18 protein-coding genes are annotated in these 21219 nt (G+C 62.1%); 7 read left to right on the forward strand and 11 right to left on the reverse strand.

Features of this window, described 5'->3' with window-relative positions:
* The 5 genes from ACLKMW_RS01840 to ACLKMW_RS01860 all read right to left on the reverse strand — a co-directional run bounded on the left by ACLKMW_RS01840 (position 1) and on the right by ACLKMW_RS01860 (position 6603).
* Positions 1–1722 carry an ABC transporter ATP-binding protein gene (locus ACLKMW_RS01840; protein ID WP_415722661.1) on the reverse strand — a complete coding sequence of 574 codons (1722 nt, stop codon included), beginning with the start codon at positions 1720–1722 and terminating at the stop codon, positions 1–3.
* Positions 1719–2579: an ABC transporter permease gene (locus tag ACLKMW_RS01845; RefSeq protein ID WP_415722662.1), complete on the reverse strand. Its 861-nt coding sequence runs from the start codon at positions 2577–2579 to the stop codon at positions 1719–1721. Before ACLKMW_RS01845 ends, ACLKMW_RS01840 begins: the two co-directional genes overlap by 4 nt.
* Positions 2576–3523, reverse strand: coding sequence for an ABC transporter permease (locus ACLKMW_RS01850; protein WP_415722663.1), 948 nt, complete (start codon positions 3521–3523; stop codon positions 2576–2578). The genes ACLKMW_RS01845 and ACLKMW_RS01850 overlap by 4 nt, the downstream gene beginning before the upstream one ends.
* 213 nt (positions 3524–3736) lie before the next feature.
* Positions 3737–5218, reverse strand: coding sequence for an ABC transporter substrate-binding protein (locus ACLKMW_RS01855; RefSeq protein ID WP_415722664.1), 1482 nt, complete (start codon positions 5216–5218; stop codon positions 3737–3739).
* Between the two features lie 104 nt (positions 5219–5322).
* Positions 5323–6603: an acetylornithine deacetylase/succinyl-diaminopimelate desuccinylase family protein gene (locus ACLKMW_RS01860; protein WP_415722665.1), complete on the reverse strand. Its 1281-nt coding sequence runs from the start codon at positions 6601–6603 to the stop codon at positions 5323–5325.
* Positions 6604–6777: 174 nt separating this feature from the next.
* On the opposite strand from ACLKMW_RS01860, the gene ACLKMW_RS01865 reads away from it, so the two are divergent.
* The 4 genes from ACLKMW_RS01865 (at position 6778) to ACLKMW_RS01880 (ending at position 11887) form a co-directional block, all read left to right on the forward strand.
* Positions 6778–7203, forward strand: a complete 426-nt coding sequence (locus ACLKMW_RS01865; protein ID WP_415722666.1) for a L,D-transpeptidase — start codon at positions 6778–6780, stop codon at positions 7201–7203.
* Between the two features lie 145 nt (positions 7204–7348).
* Positions 7349–10195 (forward strand): molybdopterin oxidoreductase family protein, encoded by a 2847-nt coding sequence (locus tag ACLKMW_RS01870; protein WP_415722667.1) that lies wholly within the window; start codon positions 7349–7351, stop codon positions 10193–10195.
* Positions 10192–10959, forward strand: coding sequence for a 4Fe-4S dicluster domain-containing protein (locus ACLKMW_RS01875; RefSeq protein WP_415722668.1), 768 nt, complete (start codon positions 10192–10194; stop codon positions 10957–10959). The genes ACLKMW_RS01870 and ACLKMW_RS01875 overlap by 4 nt, the downstream gene beginning before the upstream one ends.
* A gap of 4 nt (positions 10960–10963) precedes the next feature.
* A complete protein-coding gene (locus ACLKMW_RS01880; protein WP_415722669.1) occupies positions 10964–11887 on the forward strand; it encodes a dimethyl sulfoxide reductase anchor subunit family protein in 924 nt (307 codons plus the stop codon).
* An 18-nt stretch (positions 11888–11905) separates the two neighbouring features.
* Here ACLKMW_RS01880 and ACLKMW_RS01885 read toward each other — a convergent pair whose 3' ends face one another.
* The 6 genes from ACLKMW_RS01885 to ACLKMW_RS01910 all read right to left on the reverse strand — a co-directional run bounded on the left by ACLKMW_RS01885 (position 11906) and on the right by ACLKMW_RS01910 (position 17445).
* Positions 11906–12862 carry a lipid A biosynthesis lauroyl acyltransferase gene (locus tag ACLKMW_RS01885; protein ID WP_415722670.1) on the reverse strand — a complete coding sequence of 319 codons (957 nt, stop codon included), beginning with the start codon at positions 12860–12862 and terminating at the stop codon, positions 11906–11908.
* 14 nt (positions 12863–12876) lie between these two features.
* Positions 12877–13905 carry a zinc-binding dehydrogenase gene (locus tag ACLKMW_RS01890; protein WP_415722671.1) on the reverse strand — a complete coding sequence of 343 codons (1029 nt, stop codon included), beginning with the start codon at positions 13903–13905 and terminating at the stop codon, positions 12877–12879.
* A gap of 41 nt (positions 13906–13946) precedes the next feature.
* Positions 13947–15218 carry a beta-ketoacyl-ACP synthase gene (locus tag ACLKMW_RS01895; protein ID WP_415722672.1) on the reverse strand — a complete coding sequence of 424 codons (1272 nt, stop codon included), beginning with the start codon at positions 15216–15218 and terminating at the stop codon, positions 13947–13949.
* Positions 15219–15230: 12 nt separating this feature from the next.
* Positions 15231–16421 (reverse strand): beta-ketoacyl-ACP synthase, encoded by a 1191-nt coding sequence (locus tag ACLKMW_RS01900; RefSeq protein ID WP_415722673.1) that lies wholly within the window; start codon positions 16419–16421, stop codon positions 15231–15233.
* A 36-nt stretch (positions 16422–16457) separates the two neighbouring features.
* The gene (locus tag ACLKMW_RS01905) at positions 16458–16742 is read right to left on the reverse strand and encodes an acyl carrier protein (RefSeq protein WP_415722674.1); all 285 of its coding nucleotides are present in this window, start codon (positions 16740–16742) and stop codon (positions 16458–16460) included.
* Between the two features lie 148 nt (positions 16743–16890).
* Entirely contained in the window at positions 16891–17445 is a 555-nt protein-coding gene (locus tag ACLKMW_RS01910) for a histidine phosphatase family protein (RefSeq protein WP_415722675.1), read from the reverse strand.
* 120 nt (positions 17446–17565) lie between these two features.
* Between ACLKMW_RS01910 and ACLKMW_RS01915 the strand changes: the two genes are divergently transcribed.
* The 3 genes from ACLKMW_RS01915 (at position 17566) to ACLKMW_RS01925 (ending at position 21163) form a co-directional block, all read left to right on the forward strand.
* The gene (locus tag ACLKMW_RS01915) at positions 17566–18507 is read left to right on the forward strand and encodes an AEC family transporter (RefSeq protein WP_415722676.1); all 942 of its coding nucleotides are present in this window, start codon (positions 17566–17568) and stop codon (positions 18505–18507) included.
* Between the two features lie 157 nt (positions 18508–18664).
* Complete coding sequence (locus ACLKMW_RS01920) at positions 18665–20122, forward strand: NAD-dependent succinate-semialdehyde dehydrogenase (RefSeq protein WP_415722677.1); 1458 nt, start codon at positions 18665–18667, stop codon at positions 20120–20122.
* A 21-nt stretch (positions 20123–20143) separates the two neighbouring features.
* Positions 20144–21163: an aldose epimerase family protein gene (locus ACLKMW_RS01925; RefSeq protein ID WP_415722678.1), complete on the forward strand. Its 1020-nt coding sequence runs from the start codon at positions 20144–20146 to the stop codon at positions 21161–21163.
* Positions 21164–21219: the final 56 nt, after the last annotated feature.

A 21219-nucleotide genomic window follows, 5' to 3' on the forward strand; every position in this document is an offset into this window, starting at 1 on the left:
TCACCCCTGCTCTTGAAGACGGCGCGCAATGGCCCGGCGCAGGTCCGGCGTTGCCGCGACAAGCGCCCGCGCCGGCTCGGATTGTGGATCGTCGAGGACCGAGGCCGTGCTACCGCGCTCGACGATCTTTCCCTCATGCATCACCATCACTTCGTCGGTGATGGCGCGTGCGACCGAAAGATCGTGGGTGATGAACAGATAGGCGATGCCCAGCCGCTGATTGAGATCGGCGAACAGGTCGAGTATCTGCGCGCGGATTGACACATCGAGCGCCGAAACCGGCTCGTCAGCGACGATCAGCTTCGGTTGCGTGATGATGGCGCGCGCAATCGACAAGCGCTGGCGCTGGCCGCCTGAGAACTCGTGCGGATACTTGCGCATGTCGGCGGCTTGCAGGCCGACCTGGTGCAGGGCACGCGCCACCCGTTCGCGGCGCTCGGCGGCAGCGGGTTTTGTCTCCAGAACATGCAGCGGTTCGGCCACCAGCCGCTCGACCGTATGGCGCGGGTCGAACGAGCCGTATGGGTCCTGAAACACCACCTGCATGTTGCGCCGCGCCGGCATAAGTGCTGCTTCGGTCTTGGCGGTCAATTCCTCGCCCATCAGGCGGATGGAACCCGAAGTCGGCCTGTCGAGCGCCAGGACCATCCGCGCCAGCGTTGATTTTCCGCAGCCCGAGCCCCCGACCAGCGCGACCGACCGGCCCGTCTGCATCGAGAAGGAGACATCGTCCACAGCGCGCACCGGTTTTTCGCGCCGCAACAGCGACAAGCGCCGGCCCGGATAGATGCGGGTGAGGTTTTCGACACGGAGGAGGGCCCCCTCATCCGGCCGCTTCGCGGCCACCTTCTCCCCGAGGGGAGAAGAGGGCGCCAGCTTTGCGGCCGTGGTCTCCTCTCCCCGGCGGGGAAAGGGCGGCGAGCGTAGTGAGCCGGGTGAGGGGGTATGTCTCGTCGGCACATGCATGGAGGCCTGGGCAAGCTGCCGGGTATAGGGATGTGACTGCGCCGACAAGGTGCGCGCGGTTTCGCCTTCCTCCATCACTTCGCCGCCGCGTAGAATGGTGATGCGGTCGGCCATCTCGGTGACGACCGCCAGGTCATGTGAAATGAGCAGCAGCGCCATGCGGTTCTCTGCCACCAGATCGCGCAGCAAATCGAGAATCTGCGCCTGCAGCACCACGTCGAGGGCCGTCGTCGGCTCGTCGGCGATCAGCAGTTTTGGCTTCAACGCGCAGGCGATGGCGATCACGACGCGTTGACGCTGCCCGCCCGACAATTGATGCGGATAGCGCGACAAGGGAAATTTGGCTTGCGGCAGGCCGACACGATCCAGGATCTGCCGCGTGCGCTCTTCGGCTGCGGAACGGCTCGCGCCCGTGTGCCAGCGAATGCCTTCCGCGATCTGCTCGCCGATCGTCTTGACCGGGTTGAGCGCCGTCATCGGCTCCTGGAACACCATGCCGATGTCGTCGCCGCGCAGGCGGCACATTTGTTCTTCGCTGCTTGCCAAAACATCGATGTTGCCGAAGCGAATACGTCCGGCAGCTTGTGCATCCTCAGGCAGCAGCCGCATGATGCTCAAGGCGGTCATCGATTTGCCGGAGCCGGATTCGCCGACCAGCCCCATCACCTGGCCGGTGTCCATGCTGAGATCGATATCCTTGAGGATCGCGGTCCTGCCGATGCTCAAGGACAGGTTTTTGATTTCCAGCAGGCTCATCGCCGCCGCCTCAGCTTCGGGTCGATGATATCGCTGATGCCGTCGCCAAGGAGGTTGAGCCCCAGCACGGTAAGCACGATGGCGAAGCCCGGAAACAATGCCAGATAGGGCGCAACGACCATGCGAGTCTGCGCATCGAACAGCATGCGCCCCCAGCTCGGCATTGGCGGTTGTACGCCAAGCCCCAGATAAGAAAGGCCGGCTTCGGCCAGGATGCCGAGCGCGAACTGGATCGTGCCCTGCACCAGCAACAGATTGGCGATGTTCGGCATGATGTGTTCCACCGTGATCCGTGCCTTGCTCTTGCCGGCGGCGCGGGCCGCGAGGATGTATTCGCGCGGCCAGATCGCGAGCGCGCCGGCGCGGGCGACGCGCGCGAATACCGGGATGTTGAAAATGCCGATGGCGATGATGGCGTTGACGGCGCCCGGCCCGAAGATTGCGGTGATCATGATCGCCGACAGCAGGGCCGGAAAGGCGAAAACCAGATCGTTGAAGCGCATCAGCACCTCGTCGACGATGCCGCCGCGCGCGGCTGCCCAGCAACCCAAAGGTACGCCGACGCCCATACCGATGCCGACTGCGACGAAGGCGACCGCGATCGAATTGCGCGATCCGACCATGATCATCGAGAGTACGTCGCGGCCGAACTGGTCAGTGCCGAATAGATGCGTCGCGGAAGGAGGAAGCATGCGGTCGCCGACGACCAGCCTGGTTACGTCGTAGGGCGTCCAAAAGAAGGAGATCGCAGCCATGGCAGCGATCAGCAGGGTGATCGCAAGTCCAGTCACGAAGGAGCGGTTGCGAAAGGCCTGTGAGATCAAGGAGGGTGGCGCGGAGAAAGCGGGCTGCGTCATCGCCCGATCCTCAGGCGTGGATCGATCGCCGCATAGGAGAGGTCGACCAGGAAATTGACGACGATAACTGCAGCCACGAGCAGCATCATCACGCTTTCGACGACAATCAGGTCACGTTGAGTGATTGCCTGGAAAATCAGGCGGCCGAGCCCTGGAAGATAGAAGACGTTTTCGATGATGATGGTGCCGGCAAGCAGGAAGGCGAATTGCAGGCCCATGATCGTCAGGACCGGGATCAAGGCGTTTCGCAGCGCATGCCGCCACAGCACATAACGGCGCGGCATGCCTTTGGCGCGGGCGGTGCGGATATAGTCTTCGCCCAGCACCTCAAGCATGGCCGAGCGGGTCACGCGGGAAAGTATGGCAGCTTGCGGCAGGGCAAGCGCGATCGCCGGCAGCAAGAGCGACTTCAGCGCCGGCCAAATGCCGGCCTCCCAGCCGGGAAAGCCGCCAGCCGGCACCAGCCGCAGCCAAACGGCGAAGACATAGATAAGAAGCAGGGCGAACCAGAAATTCGGAACGGCGACACCGACTTGTGCTGCGCCCATCGAAATCGTGTCGGCGGCACGGCCCCGCCGGGCGGCTGAGAAAATGCCGACCGGAATCGCAATCAGCGTCGACAGCGCCAGTGCCATCAGTGCCAGCGGCAGCGACACCGCCACGCGTTCCGTCACGAGATCGATGACCGGCACCGAATAGGTGTAGGATTCCCCGAAATCGAGCGCCAGCATGCCGCCGGCCCAATCGAGATAGCGGACGACCAGCGGCTGATCGAGACCCATCTGTTCACGCAGCACCTGCACGGTCTCGGCACTGGCGTTCATGCCGAGCATCAGGCGGGCGGGATCGCCCGGCACCACCTCCAGAACCCCGAACACGACGATCGAGGCGGCAACGAGCGTCGCCAGACCCGCAAGCAGCCGTTTCAGCAGGTAGGCGATCATGGGAGATTTATCCTCCCTTGGGTGACCCGGTTCAATGCATACAAGATTGCCCCCTCATCCGGCCGCTTCGCGGCCACCTTCTCCCCGCTGGGGAGAAGAGGGAACTGGTATCGCCACAGCGACTCCTCTCAACCAGAAGGAGAGGACGCGAGCGTAGCGAGCGGGTGAAGGGGGTATTGCGACAGCCTATCCACGAAGGGGAGAATAAGAGTCTCATTCAGCCCACTTCACCTTTGTCAGATCGTTGGCCTGGATCGGCGAATTTTGCCACAGGCCCTCGATCCTGGCATCCCAGACGCCGATTTTCGGCAATTCGAACAGGAAACCCACGACCGCGTCGTCGGCGAGTATCTTCTGCGCTTCGCCATGAAGTTCCTTGCGCCTGGCCGGATCCGAGGTGGCGTCCAACTCCTTGATTACCTTGTCGAAGGCCGGATTGTCGTAGTTGAAGTAATAGTCCTTGCGCGAATAGATATCGATGTCGTTCGGTTCGGTGTGCGACACGATCGACATATCATAGTCCTTGTCGGTGAAGACCTGCTTCAGCCAGTCGGCCCATTCCAGCGGGATGATTTCGACGTCGATACCGATCTCGCGCAGTTGCGACGCGATGATCTGCCCGCCGTCCCGTGCATAGGCTGGCGGCGGCAATTTCAGCGTCGTCTTGAAGCCGTTCTCCAGGCCGGCTTCCTTCAAGAGCGCCTTGGCCTTGGCGACATCGTGCGGATAGGTTCCGGTGAGATCGACATAGGCCGGATTGTGCGGAGCGAAGTGCGAGCCGATCGGCGTGCCGTAACCTGACGAGGCTCCATCGATGATCGCCTTGCGATCGATCGCATGCGAGATCGCCTGGCGCACCTTGAGCTTGTCGAAGGGCGGCTTCCCATTGTTCATCGACAGTATGGTTTCGCCCTCCGTCGAGCCGATCACCACCTTGAAGCGTGGATCGGACTGGATCTGGGGCAGGGCGTCGCCCACCGGCATCATCGGGAAGGCCTGCACGTCGCCCGAAAGCAGGGCGGGGATGGCGGCCGCCGCGTCGGGGATGATGCGGAACTCGGCCCGGTCGAGCGCCACCGGATCGCCCCAGTAACTTTCCGCCTTGACCAACTTGATCGACGAGCCCTTGGCCCAGCTCTCGAATTTTAAAGGTCCGGTGCCGATCGGTTTTTCCTTATTGGTTTCAGCCGATTCGGGCGCGACGATCACGGCGTCGCCCCAGCCCATATTGTAGAGGAATGAGCCCTGCGGCTGCGTCAGCGTTACCGTCACCGTCGCGGGGTCGACCACCTCAACGGTTTTGATAGCGGCAAACAGGCCTTTCTGGGCATTGGTGGAATTTTCGGCGCGTGCGCGGTCCAGCGAGAATTTCACGTCTTCGGCATCGAAACTCGTGCCGTCATGAAATTTCGCGCCCGTCCGCAGCGTGAAGGTATAGACCTTGCCGTCGTCCGAAACGCTCCAGTTTTCGGCAAGCGCGGGCTTCACTTCGCCATCAGGGCCAATGCGGGTGAGGCCTTCGAACACGTTGGCATAGAGAATTTCGTCGATGGCAGCGGCAGCGCTTGCCGTGGGGTCGAGATGCGGTGGTTCCAATACGACGCCCAGCACCAGGTCGGTTCTCGCAGCCATCGCCGCGCCGCTTGATGCGAGCGTGACCATGGCGGCCGCAAGGATCGTCTTCCAGCTGTGCATCTTGACCAACTCCCGGTTGCTGAAAATCGGCTGGATAGAAGCGCGAATCCGCCGTCGAGTAAATCATGGTTGTTGCAGTGCGGCACCCCGCAGGCGAGCGCATTTCAGCGTGGTGACTCGCCGCGCAGCAAAAGATCAAGCCCGATCGCCATCACCTTGGCTGATTGCACCATGTCGGCGATGCCCACCCATTCGTCGGGCCGATGGGCGAGATCGAGGATACCGGGACCGTAGGCGATGCAGTTGTAGAGATGGCCGAGGCGCGCGACGTGTTTCTGGTCATAGGTGCCGGGCGAAATGACGTATTCCGGTTCCCGGTCGAATATCTCGCGAATACCCCGCGCCACCGCTGTCACCACCGGCGCGTCGCGCTCGGTCATCGTCGGCAGCACTTCCATCACGTCGCGGATCGCATAGTCGAATTTCGGTCGGTCGCGCTTCAGCCGGTCGAGTATTGACGTAACCTCGCTTTTCACCTCGTCGATGTTTTCTTCCAGGAGAAAGCGGCGGTCTATGGTAAGGCGGCAGGAATCCGGCACATTGGGCGAGGGAAGGCCGGGTTTGAAATCCTCTGTCTGCCCGCCATGGATCGAATTTATGTTCAAGGTCGAGCGCCGTGCGCCCTCCGGTACGACCGGCATTTTCGTCTGCTTGCGGTCCAGTGCGGGAAACAGCTCTTCCTCAAAGGCGCGCAGAACCGCTCCCATATGGCGCACCGCGCAATCGCCGAGGAATGGCATCGAGCCATGCGCGATCTCGCCCCTGGTTTCTATTTCGGCCCACCAGACGCCGCGATGACCAAGACAGATGCGATCCTTGTTGAGCGGCTCAGGAATGATGACGTGGTCGACGCGCGGCCTGGAAAAATAGCCTTTCTTCGCCAGATAGGCGACCCCGCCGAAACCGCCCGACTCCTCGTCTACTGTTCCCGAAATCTCGATTGCGCCCGGAAAATCCGGATAGACATCCATGAAGGCTTCGGCGGCGATGATTGAGGCGGCCAGCCCGCCCTTCATATCGCAGGCGCCGCGGCCATAGACCCGCCCGTCCTTGATCACGCCTGCGAACGGATCGACGCTCCAGCCGGCACCGGCCTCAACGACGTCGATATGCGAGTTGAAATGCACCGTCTGGCCAGGGCCGCGACCATCGAAACGCGCCACGACATTGATGCGCGGATAGCGATCACTGTCGCCGGGCGTTCCTTCAGCGCGAATGAATTCAATGCCGAAGCTGCGTTCTCTAAGCCTGTCTGCAATGTATTCCGCGCAGGGGCCATAAGCTTCTCCGGGAGGATTGACGGTCGGAAAGCGAATGAGATCGGCTGTCAGTTCGACCAGTTCGTCCGTCCGATCATCAATGGCCTTCAGCAGCTTTTCGGTCATGCGGACAACGCGAGGCGGGTGCGGGCAGAGAGGTCAGTCTACACCGCGGCCGGGTGAAGTCGAGCCACGGCATTCCCATTCCGCTTTCAAGCTCCAAGTTTACCGAGTGTAGAGGAGTTTCTACGCATACTTATGGTAGAGTTGGCGAGTTTGCGTTCGAGAAGGTTGCGTAAAATGTATCGGGCGTTGTTCCTTGTCGCATCTTTGTTGCTGCTTGGCCTGCCGGCGCAGGGATGGGCGGCCAGCCTGGTCGCCAACGTGAATGTGACGACGCAGACGATGACGGTCAGCAAGCATGGCCGCGTGATCTACAGATGGCCGGTTTCGACTGCACGCAAGGGCTACATCACGCCGCGAGGAAGCTGGCGGCCGACACGGCTGCACAGAATGTGGTATTCGCGCAAATACGACATGTCACCGATGCCCTATTCCGTCTTCTATCACGGCGGTTATGCCATCCATGGAACCAGTGCGGTACGGCGGCTCGGCAAGCCCGCTTCCCACGGCTGCGTGCGCCTCGATACGGCCAATGCGGCCCGCTTCTATTCCCTGGTGAAGGAAATCGGCCCCGGAAACACGCGCATCATCGTTTCCAACTGATCCCGCCATCCGCACATAAGGCGAACCGCGCAAGTCGGTTGCTGGTCTGCCTGTCTCTATAGACAGATTTTGCCCGGACCCCACGCTCTGGGGCATTTCATTTCGTGCGCGCGCTCTGTAGAAATTGGCGAATGGAGCACCGCCCATGAGTTCACGATCGCGCGTGGCGCTGTCACGACCCGTTGCCGACGAAATTCGCAAGACCACTTGCTACATGTGCGCGTGCCGCTGCGGCATCAACGTGCACCTCAAGGACGGCAAGATCCGTTACATCGAAGGCAATCGCGACCATCCGGTCAATCGCGGCGTGCTGTGCGCGAAAGGTTCGGCCGGCATCATGCAGCACTATGCGCCGGCGCGCCTGCGTGCGCCGCTGAAGCGGACGGGGCCGCGCGGCTCCGGCGAGTTCCAGGAAATCTCCTGGGACGAGGCGCTGGAGATTGCCGCTGGATGGCTCGACGGCGTTCGCCGCACTGACCCGAAAAAGCTTGCCTTCTTCACTGGCCGCGACCAATCGCAATCGCTCACCGGCTACTGGGCGCAGCAATTCGGCACGCCGAACTATGCTGCCCATGGCGGCTTCTGCTCTGTCAACATGGCGGCTGCCGGCATCATGACACTTGGTGGTGCGTTCTGGGAATTCGGTGCACCGGATTGGGATCGCACGAAACTCTTCGTCATGTTCGGCGTGGCGGAGGATCACGATTCAAATCCGATCAAGATGGGAATCGCCAAACTCAAGAAAAACGGTGCGCGTTTCGTCTCGGTTAATCCTGTGCGCACCGGCTATTCGGCGGTCGCCGACAATTGGATCGGCATCCGGCCGGGCACGGACGGCCTGCTGATCCTCGCGGTCGTCCATGAACTCTTGAAAGCGCGTAAAATCGACGTCGACTATCTGGTGCGCTATTCCAACGCGCCATGGCTGGTCATCGACGCGCCAGGCACTGCAGATCATGGCCTTTTCGCGCGCGATGCGGACGGCAAGGAACTGGTCTTCGAAACCGTCACCGAGCGCGTCGTGCCGGTGGGGACCCGGGGCGCCCATGCCGCGCTCTCGGGACGGTTCGAGCTGCCCGACCGGCGTTTCGCGGTTCCATCCTTCCAGCTTCTTGCAGAAAAATATCTGGACCCGAAATATGCGCCGGAAGCGGTCGCGGCCGAAACCGGCATTGCCCCCGACATCATCCGCGGCCTGGCTGCCGAAATCGCCCGCGTTGCCTTCGAGGAGGCGATCGCGGTCGAGCAGCCGTGGACGGACATGCATGGCGAGCGCCACCAGAATTTCGTCGGACGTCCGGTATCGTTCCACGCCATGCGCGGCCTGTCGGCGCATTCGAACGGCTTCCAGACGGCGCGGGCGCTGCATATGCTGCAGGTGCTGATCGGCGCGGTTGATTGTCCCGGCGCGTTCCGCTTCGAACCGCCTTACCCCAAGCCCTTGGAAGCACATCCGACGCCGCATGGCCGGGCCGAGCATTTCGGGTCGAACAAGCCGCTTTCCGGCCCTCATCTCGGCTTCCCGCGCGGGCCTGAAGACCTGCTTGTCGATGCCGATGGCAAGCCCAGCCGCATCGACAAGGCGTTTTCGTGGGATGCGCCGATCTCTGCGCACGGTCTCATGCACATGGTCATTTCCAATGCGCATGCCCGCGATCCCTATCCGATCGATGCCCTGTTCCTCTACATGGCCAACATGGCCTGGAACTCGTCGATGAACACGGCGGGCGTCATGAAGATGCTGGAGGACAAGGACCCGGAAACCGGCGAATATGTCATCCCGAAGATCATCTATTCGGATGCCTACGCCTCGGAGATGGTGGCTTATGCAGATCTCGTGCTGCCGGACACAACCTATCTGGAGCGGCACGACTGCATTTCGCTGCTCGACCGCCCGATCTCGGAGCCCGATGCCGTGCAGGATGCGATCCGCTGGCCGGTGATCGAGCCGGACCGCGATGTACGCGGTTTCCAGAGCGTACTGATCGACCTTGGCGCGCGGCTCAAGCTGCCGGGTTTCGCCGACAGCCGCGGCGCGGCGATCTACAAGGACTATGCCGACTACATCGTGAGCCACGAACGCCGGCCGGGCATCGGGCCATTGGCGGGTTTCAGGGGACGAAACGGCGACAGGGCAGGGCGGGGCGCGGCCAATCCGGAGCAGTTGAAGCGCTATATCGAGAACGGCTCGTTCTTTTCAATGCACATCCCGCTCGAAGCGCAGTTCATGAAACACGGCAACCGCGCCTATCAGGATTTCGCGGTGCGCATGGGCTTCTTCGACGCGCCGCAGCCGGTGACATTCCAGCTTTACAGCGAGCCGCTGCAAAAATTCCGCCTCTCGGCGCAAGGATTGCGCGAGCCAGTCGCCCCCGAGACGCATCGGGCGCGCATTCTTGAAGCATTCGATCCGTTGCCCGACTGGTATCGGCCGTTCGAGGAAGCGAGCGTCGATCGCGAGACCTATCCCTATCACGCCATCAGCCAGCGACCGGCCGCCATGTACCATTCGTGGGGCTCGATGAATGCATGGTTACGGCAGATTCACACAAGGAACCCGCTCTATGTTCCCGGCGCGATCTGTGACGAACTCGGTCTTGCCGACGGTGACTGGGTCTGGGTCATCTCGCATCATGGCCGCATCAAGGTCGAGATCGCCCGCATGAACGCGGTCAACGCAAAGACGATCTGGACCTGGAACGCCATCGGCAAGCGCAAGGGCGCCTGGGGGCTGGATGACGATGCGCCCGAAGCCAGAAAAGGCTTCCTGATGAACCACTTGATCCACGAGCTTCTGCCGCCGAAAGGCGATGGCATGCGCTGGTCGAATTCCGATCCCGTGACCGGACAGGCGGCCTGGTACGACCTCCGCGTCCGTATCGAAAAGGCGGAACCCAGCCAGGAAGCCGAGCCGCGTTTTGGCGCAATAACTGTGGCCGGGCAGGATGAGCATCCAGACGAGCTGCGTTACGGCCAGGAGTGGTCGCAATGACGATGCTTCCGGCCCAGCCGACGCCCAAAAAGCTCGGGCTCGTCATCGATCTCGACACCTGCGTCGGCTGCCATGCCTGTGTGGTCAACTGCAAGGAATGGAACACCGGCGGCTATGGCTCGGCGCTATCGGACCAAGATCCTTATGGCGCGGACGTTTCCGGCGCGTGGCTGAATCGGGTTCATACGTTCGAGGTGGTGCCGGAAGGCGGGGAAATCATAGGCGAGGCGGGCGAGGCGCGAATCGTGCATTTCCCGAAATCCTGCCTGCATTGCGAGGATGCGCCCTGCGTGACCGTCTGCCCGACAGGCGCTTCCTACAAGCGCGCGGAGGACGGCATCGTATTGGTCGATGAGGACATGTGCATCGGCTGCGGTCTATGCGCCTGGTCCTGCCCCTATGGCGCGCGCGAGATGGACTTGGCGGCCGGCGTGATGAAGAAGTGCACGCTGTGCATTGACCGCATCTACAACGAAACGCTTGAAGAGGTGGACCGCCAACCCGCTTGCGTGCGCACCTGCCCGGCCAATGCGCGTCACTTCGGCGATCTTGCCGATCCGAATTCGGCGGTGTCGATCATGGTTGCCGAGCGCGGCGGCATGGATTTGATGCCGGAACAGGGCACGCGCCCGGTCAATAAATATCTGCCGCCGCGCCCGCGCCCGTCGCTTGCCGACAGCGCCAAGCGTCTGCCGCGCATGGAAAATACGGACGGAGCGAAAGGTTTCTTCGCCTGGCTGGACGGCATGCTGGACCGGATCTGACCCTATGCATCCGGCCTTTTCGATCATCCTCTTCACCACGTTGTCGGGCCTGGGCTACGGGCTGGCGGCAGTGCTTGGCCTCGGATTGCTCGATCCTTCGGCCATGGCGACGAAAATCGCGCATGTGCTGGCGCTGCTGCTGATTGCCGGCGGGCTTATGTCCTCGACGCTGCATCTCGGTAATCCGCAACGTGCATGGCGGGCGCTTTCGCAATGGCGCTCGAGTTGGCTGTCGCGCGAAGGCGTGATGGCGATCGTCAGCTTCCTGCCGCTACTTTATTCCGCGTGGCTGTCGGTCGTTGAAGGCCGGTATTCCGCGCTTTGGGGGTTGATCGGCACGGCGCTTTGCGTGGTAACAGTCTATTGCACCGCGATGATCTACGCATCGCTGAAGTCGGTGCAGGCATGGCACACGCGTCTGACGCCACTTTGCTACCTGCTGTTTGCAGCGGCGGGCGGGTTCATTCTCGCAAGCTTTTTCGCTTTTGCGGCAAGCGGGCAAACGGTCTTGCTCTCGCTCCTTGCGGTGCTTTTCATCATCGGTGCCTGGATAGCGAAGACCCGCTGGCGCATGCGAATGCGCATGATGGTGCCGCTTTCCACCCCGGAAACCGCAACCGGGCTCGGTAATATCGGGCATGTCAGGTTGCTTGAGCGGCCGCACGTTACCGAAAATTATCTGACCAATGAGATGGGCTTCAAGGTGGCGCGCAAGCACGCCGAAAAACTCTGGCGCATCGCCTTGATTACGGGCGGCATCGTTCCGGTGATCCTGCTGGCAGCGCTGGTCCTTTTTGGAACCGACGACGGTTTTTCGACCTTTGTCGCGGGTTCGGCCGTACTGTCTTTCTATGTCGGCATGCTGGTGGAGCGTTGGCTGTTTTTCGCCGAGGCTCGCCATGCGGTCATGAACTACTATGGCGGTTGAAGTCGCGCCATAGCTGCATCATGCCAGTTTCGGTTGCCGTCTCTTCTTGCGGCTGGCTGAAAGCGCCCACCGCTTGTGAAACCACATCCACTGGCCGGGGTCCTCGCGCACCCAGCGTTCGACGACATCGTTGAGAAGCTGCGCGGTGGCTGCCGTATCGACGGTGCCGTCGGCATCGCGCGGCAGTTTCAGGCGGTCTTCTATTTCGAGGCGGAAGCGATTTCCGGGCAGGCGGATGCAGCGCGCCGGATAGACGTCGCAATCGAACTGCCTTGCAAGTTTTGGCAGCAGCGGGCTGGTCTCGCAGGCACGCCCGAAGAACGTCGTCGGCAGGCCGTGCATGAATTTCTGGTCCACCAGCACGCCGATCGTGCCGTCGGCCTCCAGAATCCGGGCGAGGGCGAGTGACGCGCCCGCTTTGGATGCCAGCAGATCGCCCATGATCGAGCGGCGGGTCGAAAGGATATAGTCGGCGATGTAGGGGTTGTTGGGCGGGCGAAACAGGGCGGTCACCTTCATGCCGAAGGTGGCGCCGGCTATCGGCAGCAACTCGAAATTCCCGACATGCCCGGTGAAAATGATGTGGGGCTTCTCCTCTCCGGCAATGCGCTCGAACAGGCGTTCACCCGAAACCTCGACACGTCCGGGCTTTGCGGCATACGGGTCATAGTCGAAGATCGAATCGAGAAAGATGTATTCCGCGGCCAGCCGCGCCATGTTGCCCCACATGTCGAGCGCGATGGCCTGGATTTCCTGCTCGCTTTTTTCCGGATAGGCACGGCGCAGATTGTCGAGCGCGACGCGATGGCGGCCGACCAGCGGACCGATGCGGCGACCGGCCCGATCCGCGAAATTCAATGCCTTGTCTGTGGGCAGCCTCCGCAGCATGGCGAGCACCGCCATTGCGATCTGCGCCGTCACCCAATAGTTCGCCTGCTTGAGGGCTCGCGACAGGCGGTAGAGAAGGGCGTTCACGGCGCTACCCGCCCTCAGCCGATGCGCAGGACGATCTTGCCGAACACGTCGCGGCCTTCCATGCGCTTCAGGGCCGTATCGATCGAGGCGAAATCGACTTCGGTATCGATCACGGGTGCAACCAGGCCAGCGGCCATTTTCTGCATGGCATCGGCCATGTTTTCCATGCGGCAACCGAATGAGCCGAGCAGCTTCAACTGTTGCTGGAAAAGCTGCATCAAATTGATCTGCGTCGACACGCCCGAGGTGGATCCGCAGGTGACCAGGCGTCCGCCGCGTTTCATCGACAGCATCGAGCCTGCCCAGGTATCGGCGCCGACATGCTCGAAAACCACGTCGACGCCCTTCTTTTTCGTCAGCTTGCGCACCACGCCTTCAAAGCGGTCCTCGCGGTAGTTGATGACATGGTCGGCCCCGAGCGCCTTGGCTTTCTCGATCTTGTCGTTCGAACCGACCGTGGTGATGACCGTGCAGCCCATGCGCTTGGCAAGCTGGATCGCAGCCGATCCGATGCCCGAGCCGCCGGCATGGATGAGGATCGTCTCGCCGGGTTCCAGCCTGGCATTGTCGAACAGCATGTGCTCGACCGTGCCGAAGGTAACTGGCGCGACGGCCGCGCTGATCGCGTCCACACCGGGCGGAGCCGGCACGAGCAGCCGCGCAGGCAGGTTGATTTTTTCCTGCGCGAAGCCGTCGAGATGAAATCCGTGAACGCCCGAGACATGCTCGCAGAGATTGTCGCGGCCTTCACGGCACGGACGGCAAAGTCCGCAGGTGCGCGCACCATAGATCGAGACGAGTTGCCCCGGCGCGAGATTCGATACGCCCGGTCCGACAGTTTCGACTTCGCCGGAAGCCTCCGCCCCGATCACCAGCGGCAGCTTGCGCTTGGCGAACGCCATGCCGCGCCAGCCCCAGACGTCGATATGGTTGAGTGCCACCGCCTTGATGCGCAGCGTGACTTCGCCAAGTGCAGGGGCCGGCGGCGGAGCGATTTCCACCGCCTCGAGTTTGCGGTCCTCGACGAGTTGCAGTGCGCGCATCGGCGGGCGTTTCCTTCGAATAAACCTTCGGAAGGGCTCGCTTAGACGGGTTCACGCGCCATGACAAGGCAGGTGTTCTGCCCGCCGAAGCCGAATGAATTGGAAAGCACGGTCGAGACGTCTGCCTCGCGCTTCTTGTTCGGCACCACGTCCAGTTCGATCGCGGGGTCGCGATTGTCATAGTTGATGGTCGGCGGGATAATGCCCTCGCGCATTGTCAGAAGCGAAAAAGCTGCCTCGATTGCACCAGCGGCCGACAGGGTATGGCCGATCATCGATTTGTTGGAGGAGATCGGTGTCGCGCGCATCCGCTCGCCGAACACCGTCGACAGCGACAGATGCTCCATCTTGTCGTTTTCCGGCGTGGAGGTACCATGAGCGTTGACGTAGTCGATGCCGTCCTCGGCGAAGCCGGCATCGGCCAGGGCGGCCTTGACCGCCGCGATTGCGGGCGAGCCATCCGGCTTGGAGCGGGTGCGATGGAAGTCATCGGCCTTTTCGCCGCAACCGCTCAAGATGCCGAGAATCGTTGCGCCACGGGCAAGCGCGCTTTCCAGCGATTCCAGCACCAGGGCCGCCGAGCCTTCAGCCAGCACGAAGCCGTCGCGGTCCTTGGAAAAGGGTTTCGAGGCTTTCTCGGGAACATCGTTCTGAGTGGAAAGCGCCGAGAGCAGCGAGAAACGGATCAACGCTTCGGCAGTGGCCGAGCCGTCGGCGCCGATCGACAGCGCCCGGTCGCATTCTCCGCGCCTTATCGCCTCGACGCCGAGTTGGATCGCGGTGGCGCCCGAAGCGCAGGCCGTTGAAAGCGTTATCGGCAGGCCACGGGTGCCGAATTCGTCGGCAAGCCGCGCGGCGATAGAGCCGAATTGCGAGGTCTCGAATATCTCGAGCGTCGGCAGGTTGCGGGCGACGGTCAGGAGCCGGTCTGCCGCGTTGCCGTCCTTGCCTGAATTGTAGAGTGAGAAGCGCTCGCGCCAGTCAAGCTCGACCGGCGGCGAGGCAAGAAACAGCGGGCCGTCGAAATTGTCGGCATCGAGCCCGGCCTCGGCGATTGCCTCACGTGCGGAAATTTCGGCAAGCTCATAGGTCAGCGCGCTGGCGCCCTTATTGCTCGACGGCAGGAAGTCGACGGTGCCGGCAATTCTGGTGTTGAGGTGCTCGACCGGAAAGCGGGTGATGGGGTGGATGCCGGATTTGCCGGAAGTGAGCGCTGCCCAGTTATCGGCCTTGCCGACGCCGAGCGAGGTGACCACGCCTATGCCGGTTACGGCGACGATGGGCCTGCCGAGATGGTCGCTATGCTTAGCCATGTCCGTTCCGCTTCAGTCGAGTGCGCCAATCAGCGCCATGCCCTCGAAATAGTGATAGCCGATCGCCGTGGCCAGGACGGAGCGTGGCGCACCCGCAAAAGGCTTTTCCGCCATGGCGTCGAACGGGGGAAGCCCGGCCTTGCGGTCGATCGCCAGTGCTGCAAGCGCCACGGCGAACGGAAACTGCGCTTCCTTCAGATGGCCGGTAAGCGTGCCGAAGCCGCGCACGGCCAGGCCCTCATGCCTGCGAAGCGCCGATTTTTCCGCAGCGGTGGCCGCATGGGCGCCGGAGGCGCCGGAGATCGCCAGAAGCGGGCCGTCGGGGAGTGCGGTTCTGTCCAGAAGACTGGAAATCGCGTCAGCAAGATTTTCCCTGGAGCGCCTGGCGCGACCGGAGATCACCGGTCCGAGTTGTGCATAGGCGTGGTGGCCGCGCTTTTGTGCATGTTCGCGTGATTCGAGCACCAGAAAGGCCGCGCCCGAGCCGCTGACCACGCCACCGCCGTCAGCCCCGTCGCGCTGCCATACCGGCTTCCATGGACCACGATGCAGATAGCCGCCAAGTTCATAGCCGAGCAGCATGTCCGGATGCTCGGTCTGAAAGGCGCCGCCCACCAGCATATGCGAGGACTGGCCGGAGCGGATGCGCGCCGCCGCCGTTTCCACTGCCGAAACACCGGCGCCTTCCTCTCCCATGAAGGTGCGCGACGAGCCCGTGACTTTGTGGACGATGGAGATATTGCCGGCGAGGAGGTTCGAAAGCTGCGCCAGAAACAGCGTCGGCCGCAGCTCCGTGGTCAACTTTTCGTTGAGCAGAACGTCGTGATCATTGCGGTTTTCGGAGGCCGCCAGAATGTCGCTGTCGACAGCCTCGTCGCGCTCGCCCCCGCCGGCGGCCACGACCATGTCCATGGTCGCGCAGAGCGCTTCGTCGGCCTTGATTCCGGCATCGTCGAGCGCAAGGCCCGCCGCATAGGTGCCCAGGCGTTGCCATGTCTCCATCTGGCGCTGGTCGCCGCGCTTGGCGATCTGCAGGCTCCAGTCGATCTCGGGCAGGGGATGTATGGCGTAGGGCGGATAACGTTCGGTATCGACCACAGGCGCGGGATTCGCGGCGGTCAGCTTTTGCCAGTGCGCATCGGTGCCTTCGCCCAGCGACGAGACAAGGCCGATGCCGGTGATGACGACGTCGTGGGCGCTCATGAATTTTTGTCGGTCAGTGGACCATCCCCGTCAAGGTCAGGCGGCCGACTTGGCTGCGACCAGACCATCGATCTTGGCGCAAAGATTCTTCATCAGGAAATATTCGTCGGTCGAAGCCTTGCCGTCATTGACGTCCTGCGTCCATTTCTCAAGCGGCACCTTGATGCCGAACTCCTTGTCGATCGCGAACACGATATCGAGGAAGTCAAGGCTGTCGATGCCAAGATCATCGATGGTATGGCTCTCGGGGGTGATGGTATCGCGGTCGATCTCGCTCGTATCGGCGATGATTCTGGCGACTTTGTCGAATGTCGTTGACACGGCTTTTCCTTCACGTCCGGGCGGATTTGATCCGCGCATGTTTGTTCGGCTCTCTAATCGGTTTTGACCGGCAGGAAAAGGGCCAATCAGCTTGCGTCGTTTGCGAGCCGACGCCGCGCCATGCTGATCCGCTGGTTCCCGCGGCTCCTTAATTGAACACGATACGGCCGAGAATATGGAGACGCTCGCCCTCGGCGCGGACAATGATTGCCTCGCCTTCGCGGGCCGTTCTGCCCGTGAGCGCGACGATATTCTCCAGGTGCGTGATCATGACCAGATTGCCCGATCCGCTGAACGAGCGGACTTCCTCCATCACCGCGGCGTTCTGCGCCTTGGCGCCCGGCCCCTCGTCCGCCGGCCGGTCGAGAGCGGCAAATGGCTCCACGATTCTTTCGTCAAAGGCCAGTCGTGCGGTTTCGAGGCAGTTGCAGAAGCGACTGGTCAGCACGCGCTCGGTAAATTCCGCGCGCGCCAGGAACAGAGCTCCCATCTTGCGCGCCTGCTGCTTGCCACGGTCGGCCAGATTGCGCTGGGTGGAGCATTTCTCGATGTCGAAATTGGCAGGCTCGCCGGTTCCAGGCGTTATCGCGTGCCGAAGCAGAACGACGTGGCCGCCCTCGCGCAGCAGCGCCCAACCCGCTTCCGTCGCTTGCGCTGGCGTGAGCGCGAGTAGCAAAAACAAAATCGCAACGAATCTGAGCATGCACTATCCTTGCACGATTCCTCAAATATAGGGATGTGAAAGCCAGCCGAAAGGCAAGCATTAGAAGCAACCCCGAGGCTTCGATTGCGCCTGTCCTTCCGCTCGCCTATCACCGGGGCAATGTCTTTGCTGTCCGAAACAGTCCTTTTCGTCTTCGGCCTCGTCGCACTCGGCTATCTTGCCGGGCGGATGGGCTATCTCAAGTCTGATGCCGGGGATGCATTGTCGCAGTTCGCTGTCGGAATCGCGCTTCCGGTGCTGCTGTTTCGTACGATGGTCGGTGCGGATTTTCATGGAAGCGCCCCCTGGGCGCTTTGGACCGTCTATTTCAGTTCGGCGGCGGTTGCATGGCTGGCGGGTCATCTGGCCACCACACGACTCTTCGGGCGCACGTCTCAGGCAGGCGTGGTCGGCGGTGTTTCGACTGCGTTCTCCAATCTCGTCCTGCTCGGCATTCCGTTCATGCTCGGCGTGTTCGGTCAGGAAGGCTTCGAGATTCTGTCGCTTATCATCGCCGTCCACCTGCCGGTCATGCTGGCGGCGTCGATCGTCCTTTTCGAAATTTTCGGCAAGACCGCCGTCCATCCGTTGCGGGTCGCTGGCGACTTCCTGCGCCGGCTTTTCGCCAATCCGCTGATCATTGCCATAGTGGCCGGTCTGGCATGGCGCCTGACCGGCTGGCCGCTGCCAGGGTTGGCTTCACGCCTGGTGGATGCGCTCGCCGATGTCGCTGGACCGGTGGCGCTGTTTGCCATGGGTCTGGGGCTGTGCAAGTTCGGCCTGTCGGGAAACGTCAAGCCCGCGATCCTGCTATCGGCGCTCAAGCTGTTCCTCATGCCAGCTACTGCGCTGCTGCTGGCATGGCTTTCCGGCTTGCCGCAACTGCCGGCCATGGTGGTGGTCGCCGCTGCCTCGCTGCCGCCCGGCGTCAATTCCTACCTGATCGCGACCCAGTTCGGCACAGGGCAGGCGCTGGCCTCCAACCAGTTGACGATAGCCACTGCCTGTGCCCTTGCCAGCACGTTGTTCTGGCTGGCCGTCGCCCAGGCCGTTTTCGCATAGCTTGCTGGACCATCGTCTTGCTGTGCCAAGGCGATTGATCCAGGTGCGGCTGCCGGGCTAAGAAGTGGCGGGTGGCCGAAAAAGCCATATATCCTTCGTAGAATCCCCTGTCGTGAATTCCAGAAAGCCAGCGCGCGGGCGCTGACGAGAGGCAAAAATGCTCCAGAAAACCAGCCATTTCATGCGTCAGGCCAATCTCATCGACGGCGAATGGGTGCAGGCCGATTCCGGCCGGACCATCGACGTGACGAACCCGGCGACGGGCCTGAAGATCGGAACGGTGCCGAAATCGGGGGCGGCCGAAACGCGCAGAGCTATCGAGGCGGCTGAAACTGCTTTCCAGTCGTGGCGCAAGACCTCGGCGCTCGAACGCTCGAAGCTCTTGCGCAAGCTGCACGACGCCATCATGGACAATCAGGATGCGCTTGCCGAGCTGCTGACCATCGAGCAGGGCAAATCGCTGTTCGAATCGCGTGGCGAGGTCGCTTCCTCTGCCGCCTATATCCTGTGGTTCGCGGAGGAGGGTCGGCGCGTCTATGGCGATGTGGTGCCGTCGCCCTGGGCGGATCGCCGTATCCTGGTGACCAAGGAGCCGGTCGGCGTCATTGCGGCGATCACGCCCTGGAATTTCCCGAACTCGATGCTCGCCCGCAAGCTCGGGCCTGCCCTTGCCGCAGGCTGCACGGCTGTCGTCAAGCCTGCCTCGCAGACACCCTATTCAGGGCTTGCCTGGGGTGCGCTGTGTGAGGAGGTCGGTTTTCCCAAGGGTGTCGTCAACATCGTCACGGGTTCGGCCGGTGAGATCGGCGACGAGATCTGTGCAAATCCGCTGGTCAGGAAAATCACCTTCACCGGCTCGACCGAAATCGGCAAGATCCTGATCCAGAAATCGGCTTCGACGGTCAAGAAAGTGTCGATGGAACTCGGCGGCAATGCGCCTTTCCTCGTCTTCGACGATGCCGACATCGATCGCGCGATCGAAGGCGCCATGACCGCGAAATACCGCAACTCGGGCCAGACCTGCGTGTGCACCAACCGCTTCTTCGTGCAGGCCGGCATCTATGACGAATTCGTCGAGAAGCTCGCGGCCGCTTCGAACAAGCTCAAGGTCGGTTCCGGTCTCGATGAAGGGGTCCAGCAGGGGCCGCTGATCGACGAGAACGCGGTCGAGAAGGTCGAGGAGTTCATCGCGGATGCGACCGCCAAGGGTGGCAAGGTCGTTGCCGGTGGCAAGCGGCATGCGCTCGGTGGTTCGTTCTTCGAGCCCACCGTGATTGCCGACGCGTCGCCGAAGATGAAGTTCATGAAGGAAGAGATCTTCGGCCCGGTCGCCCCGGTGTTCAGATTCGAGACCGAAGAAGAGGCGGTCAGCCTCGCCAATGACACCGAATTCGGCCTCGCCTGCTATTTCTACACCGGTAATCTCGGTCGGGCGTTCCGGGTCATGGAAGGTCTGAAATACGGCATGGTCGGCGTCAATGAAGGTCTGATCACCACGCCCGAGGCGCCTTTTGGCGGGGTCAAGGAGTCGGGTCTCGGCAAGGAAGGCGGACATCAGGGCATCGAGGATTATCTCGATACCAAATATGTCTGCATCGGCGGGCTCGGCTTCTAGCAGCCGACGCGATAGGGGCGCATGAGCGAGGATGAAGTCTTTGGCGTGACGAATGACGGCCAGGCCGTCCGGCGAGTAGGGATCGCCGGCGGCGGGCTGTCCGCAAAAATCATCACCTTGGGTGCGGCGGTGCAGCACCTGCGCCTGCACGGCCATGAAGCGCCGCTTGTGCTGGGTTTCGAACGCCTGCAAGACTATCTCGCATCCGCGTCTTATTTCGGCGCTACCGTCGGCCGCCATGCCAACCGCATCCGCGACGGGCGTTTCGTTCTCGATGGCGTACGTTGCCAGATTGATGCGGAACACCCGGAATTGAACGGGCTGCATGGCGGCTCGAACGGATTTTCCAGGCGGGTCTGGGAGGTCGCCGAGCATGCCGCCGAGTTCGTGACGCTGTCGTTGCACGATCCCGACGGCTCGATGGGGTTTCCCGGCGCCCTCGATGTGCGATGCACCTATCGGCTGAAAATGCCAGGCACGCTGGCGATCGAACTGACGGCGGTTTGCGATGAGCCGACGCTCTGCAACCTGGCGCATCATTCCTATTTCAATCTGGACGACGGCGGCAACGGCAACATCCTCGACCACCGCGTGATGATTGGTGCCGCTGCCTATCTGCCCGTAGATGGCGCAATGATCCCGACCGGGGTCGTCAAGCCCGTGGAGGGCACCCCATTCGATTTCCGGCAGGCCCGACCGGTGCGGATGGATGCGAGCGGCAGGCAGATCGACTACGACAACAATTTCTGCCTTGCTCCAGCTCGAGGCGCGTTAAAGCAGGCGGCATGGGTGCAGGGTGTCTCCTCGGGCGTCGAGATGGAGGTCTGGACGACGGAGCCGGGCGTTCAGTTCTATATCGGGCAGCATATAGCGCCCGACACGATCGGGCTTGGCGGTCGTCGCTACAGCCCCTATGCCGGGCTGTGTCTCGAGCCGCAGACATGGCCGGATTCACCCAATCGGCCCTATTTTCCGCAGGCCGTGCTACTGCCGGGCGAAGAGTACCGCCAGATCACCGAGTATCGGTTCCGGCTGGAGTAGAGCGCCGTGCGTCCAATCGGACGCACAAAGGATTCCACTTTCGGTCCGAGGCTCTA

It is taken from the genome of Borborobacter xinjiangensis (assembly GCF_047739745.1).
Lineage (GTDB): Bacteria > Pseudomonadota > Alphaproteobacteria > Rhizobiales > Rhizobiaceae > Pseudaminobacter.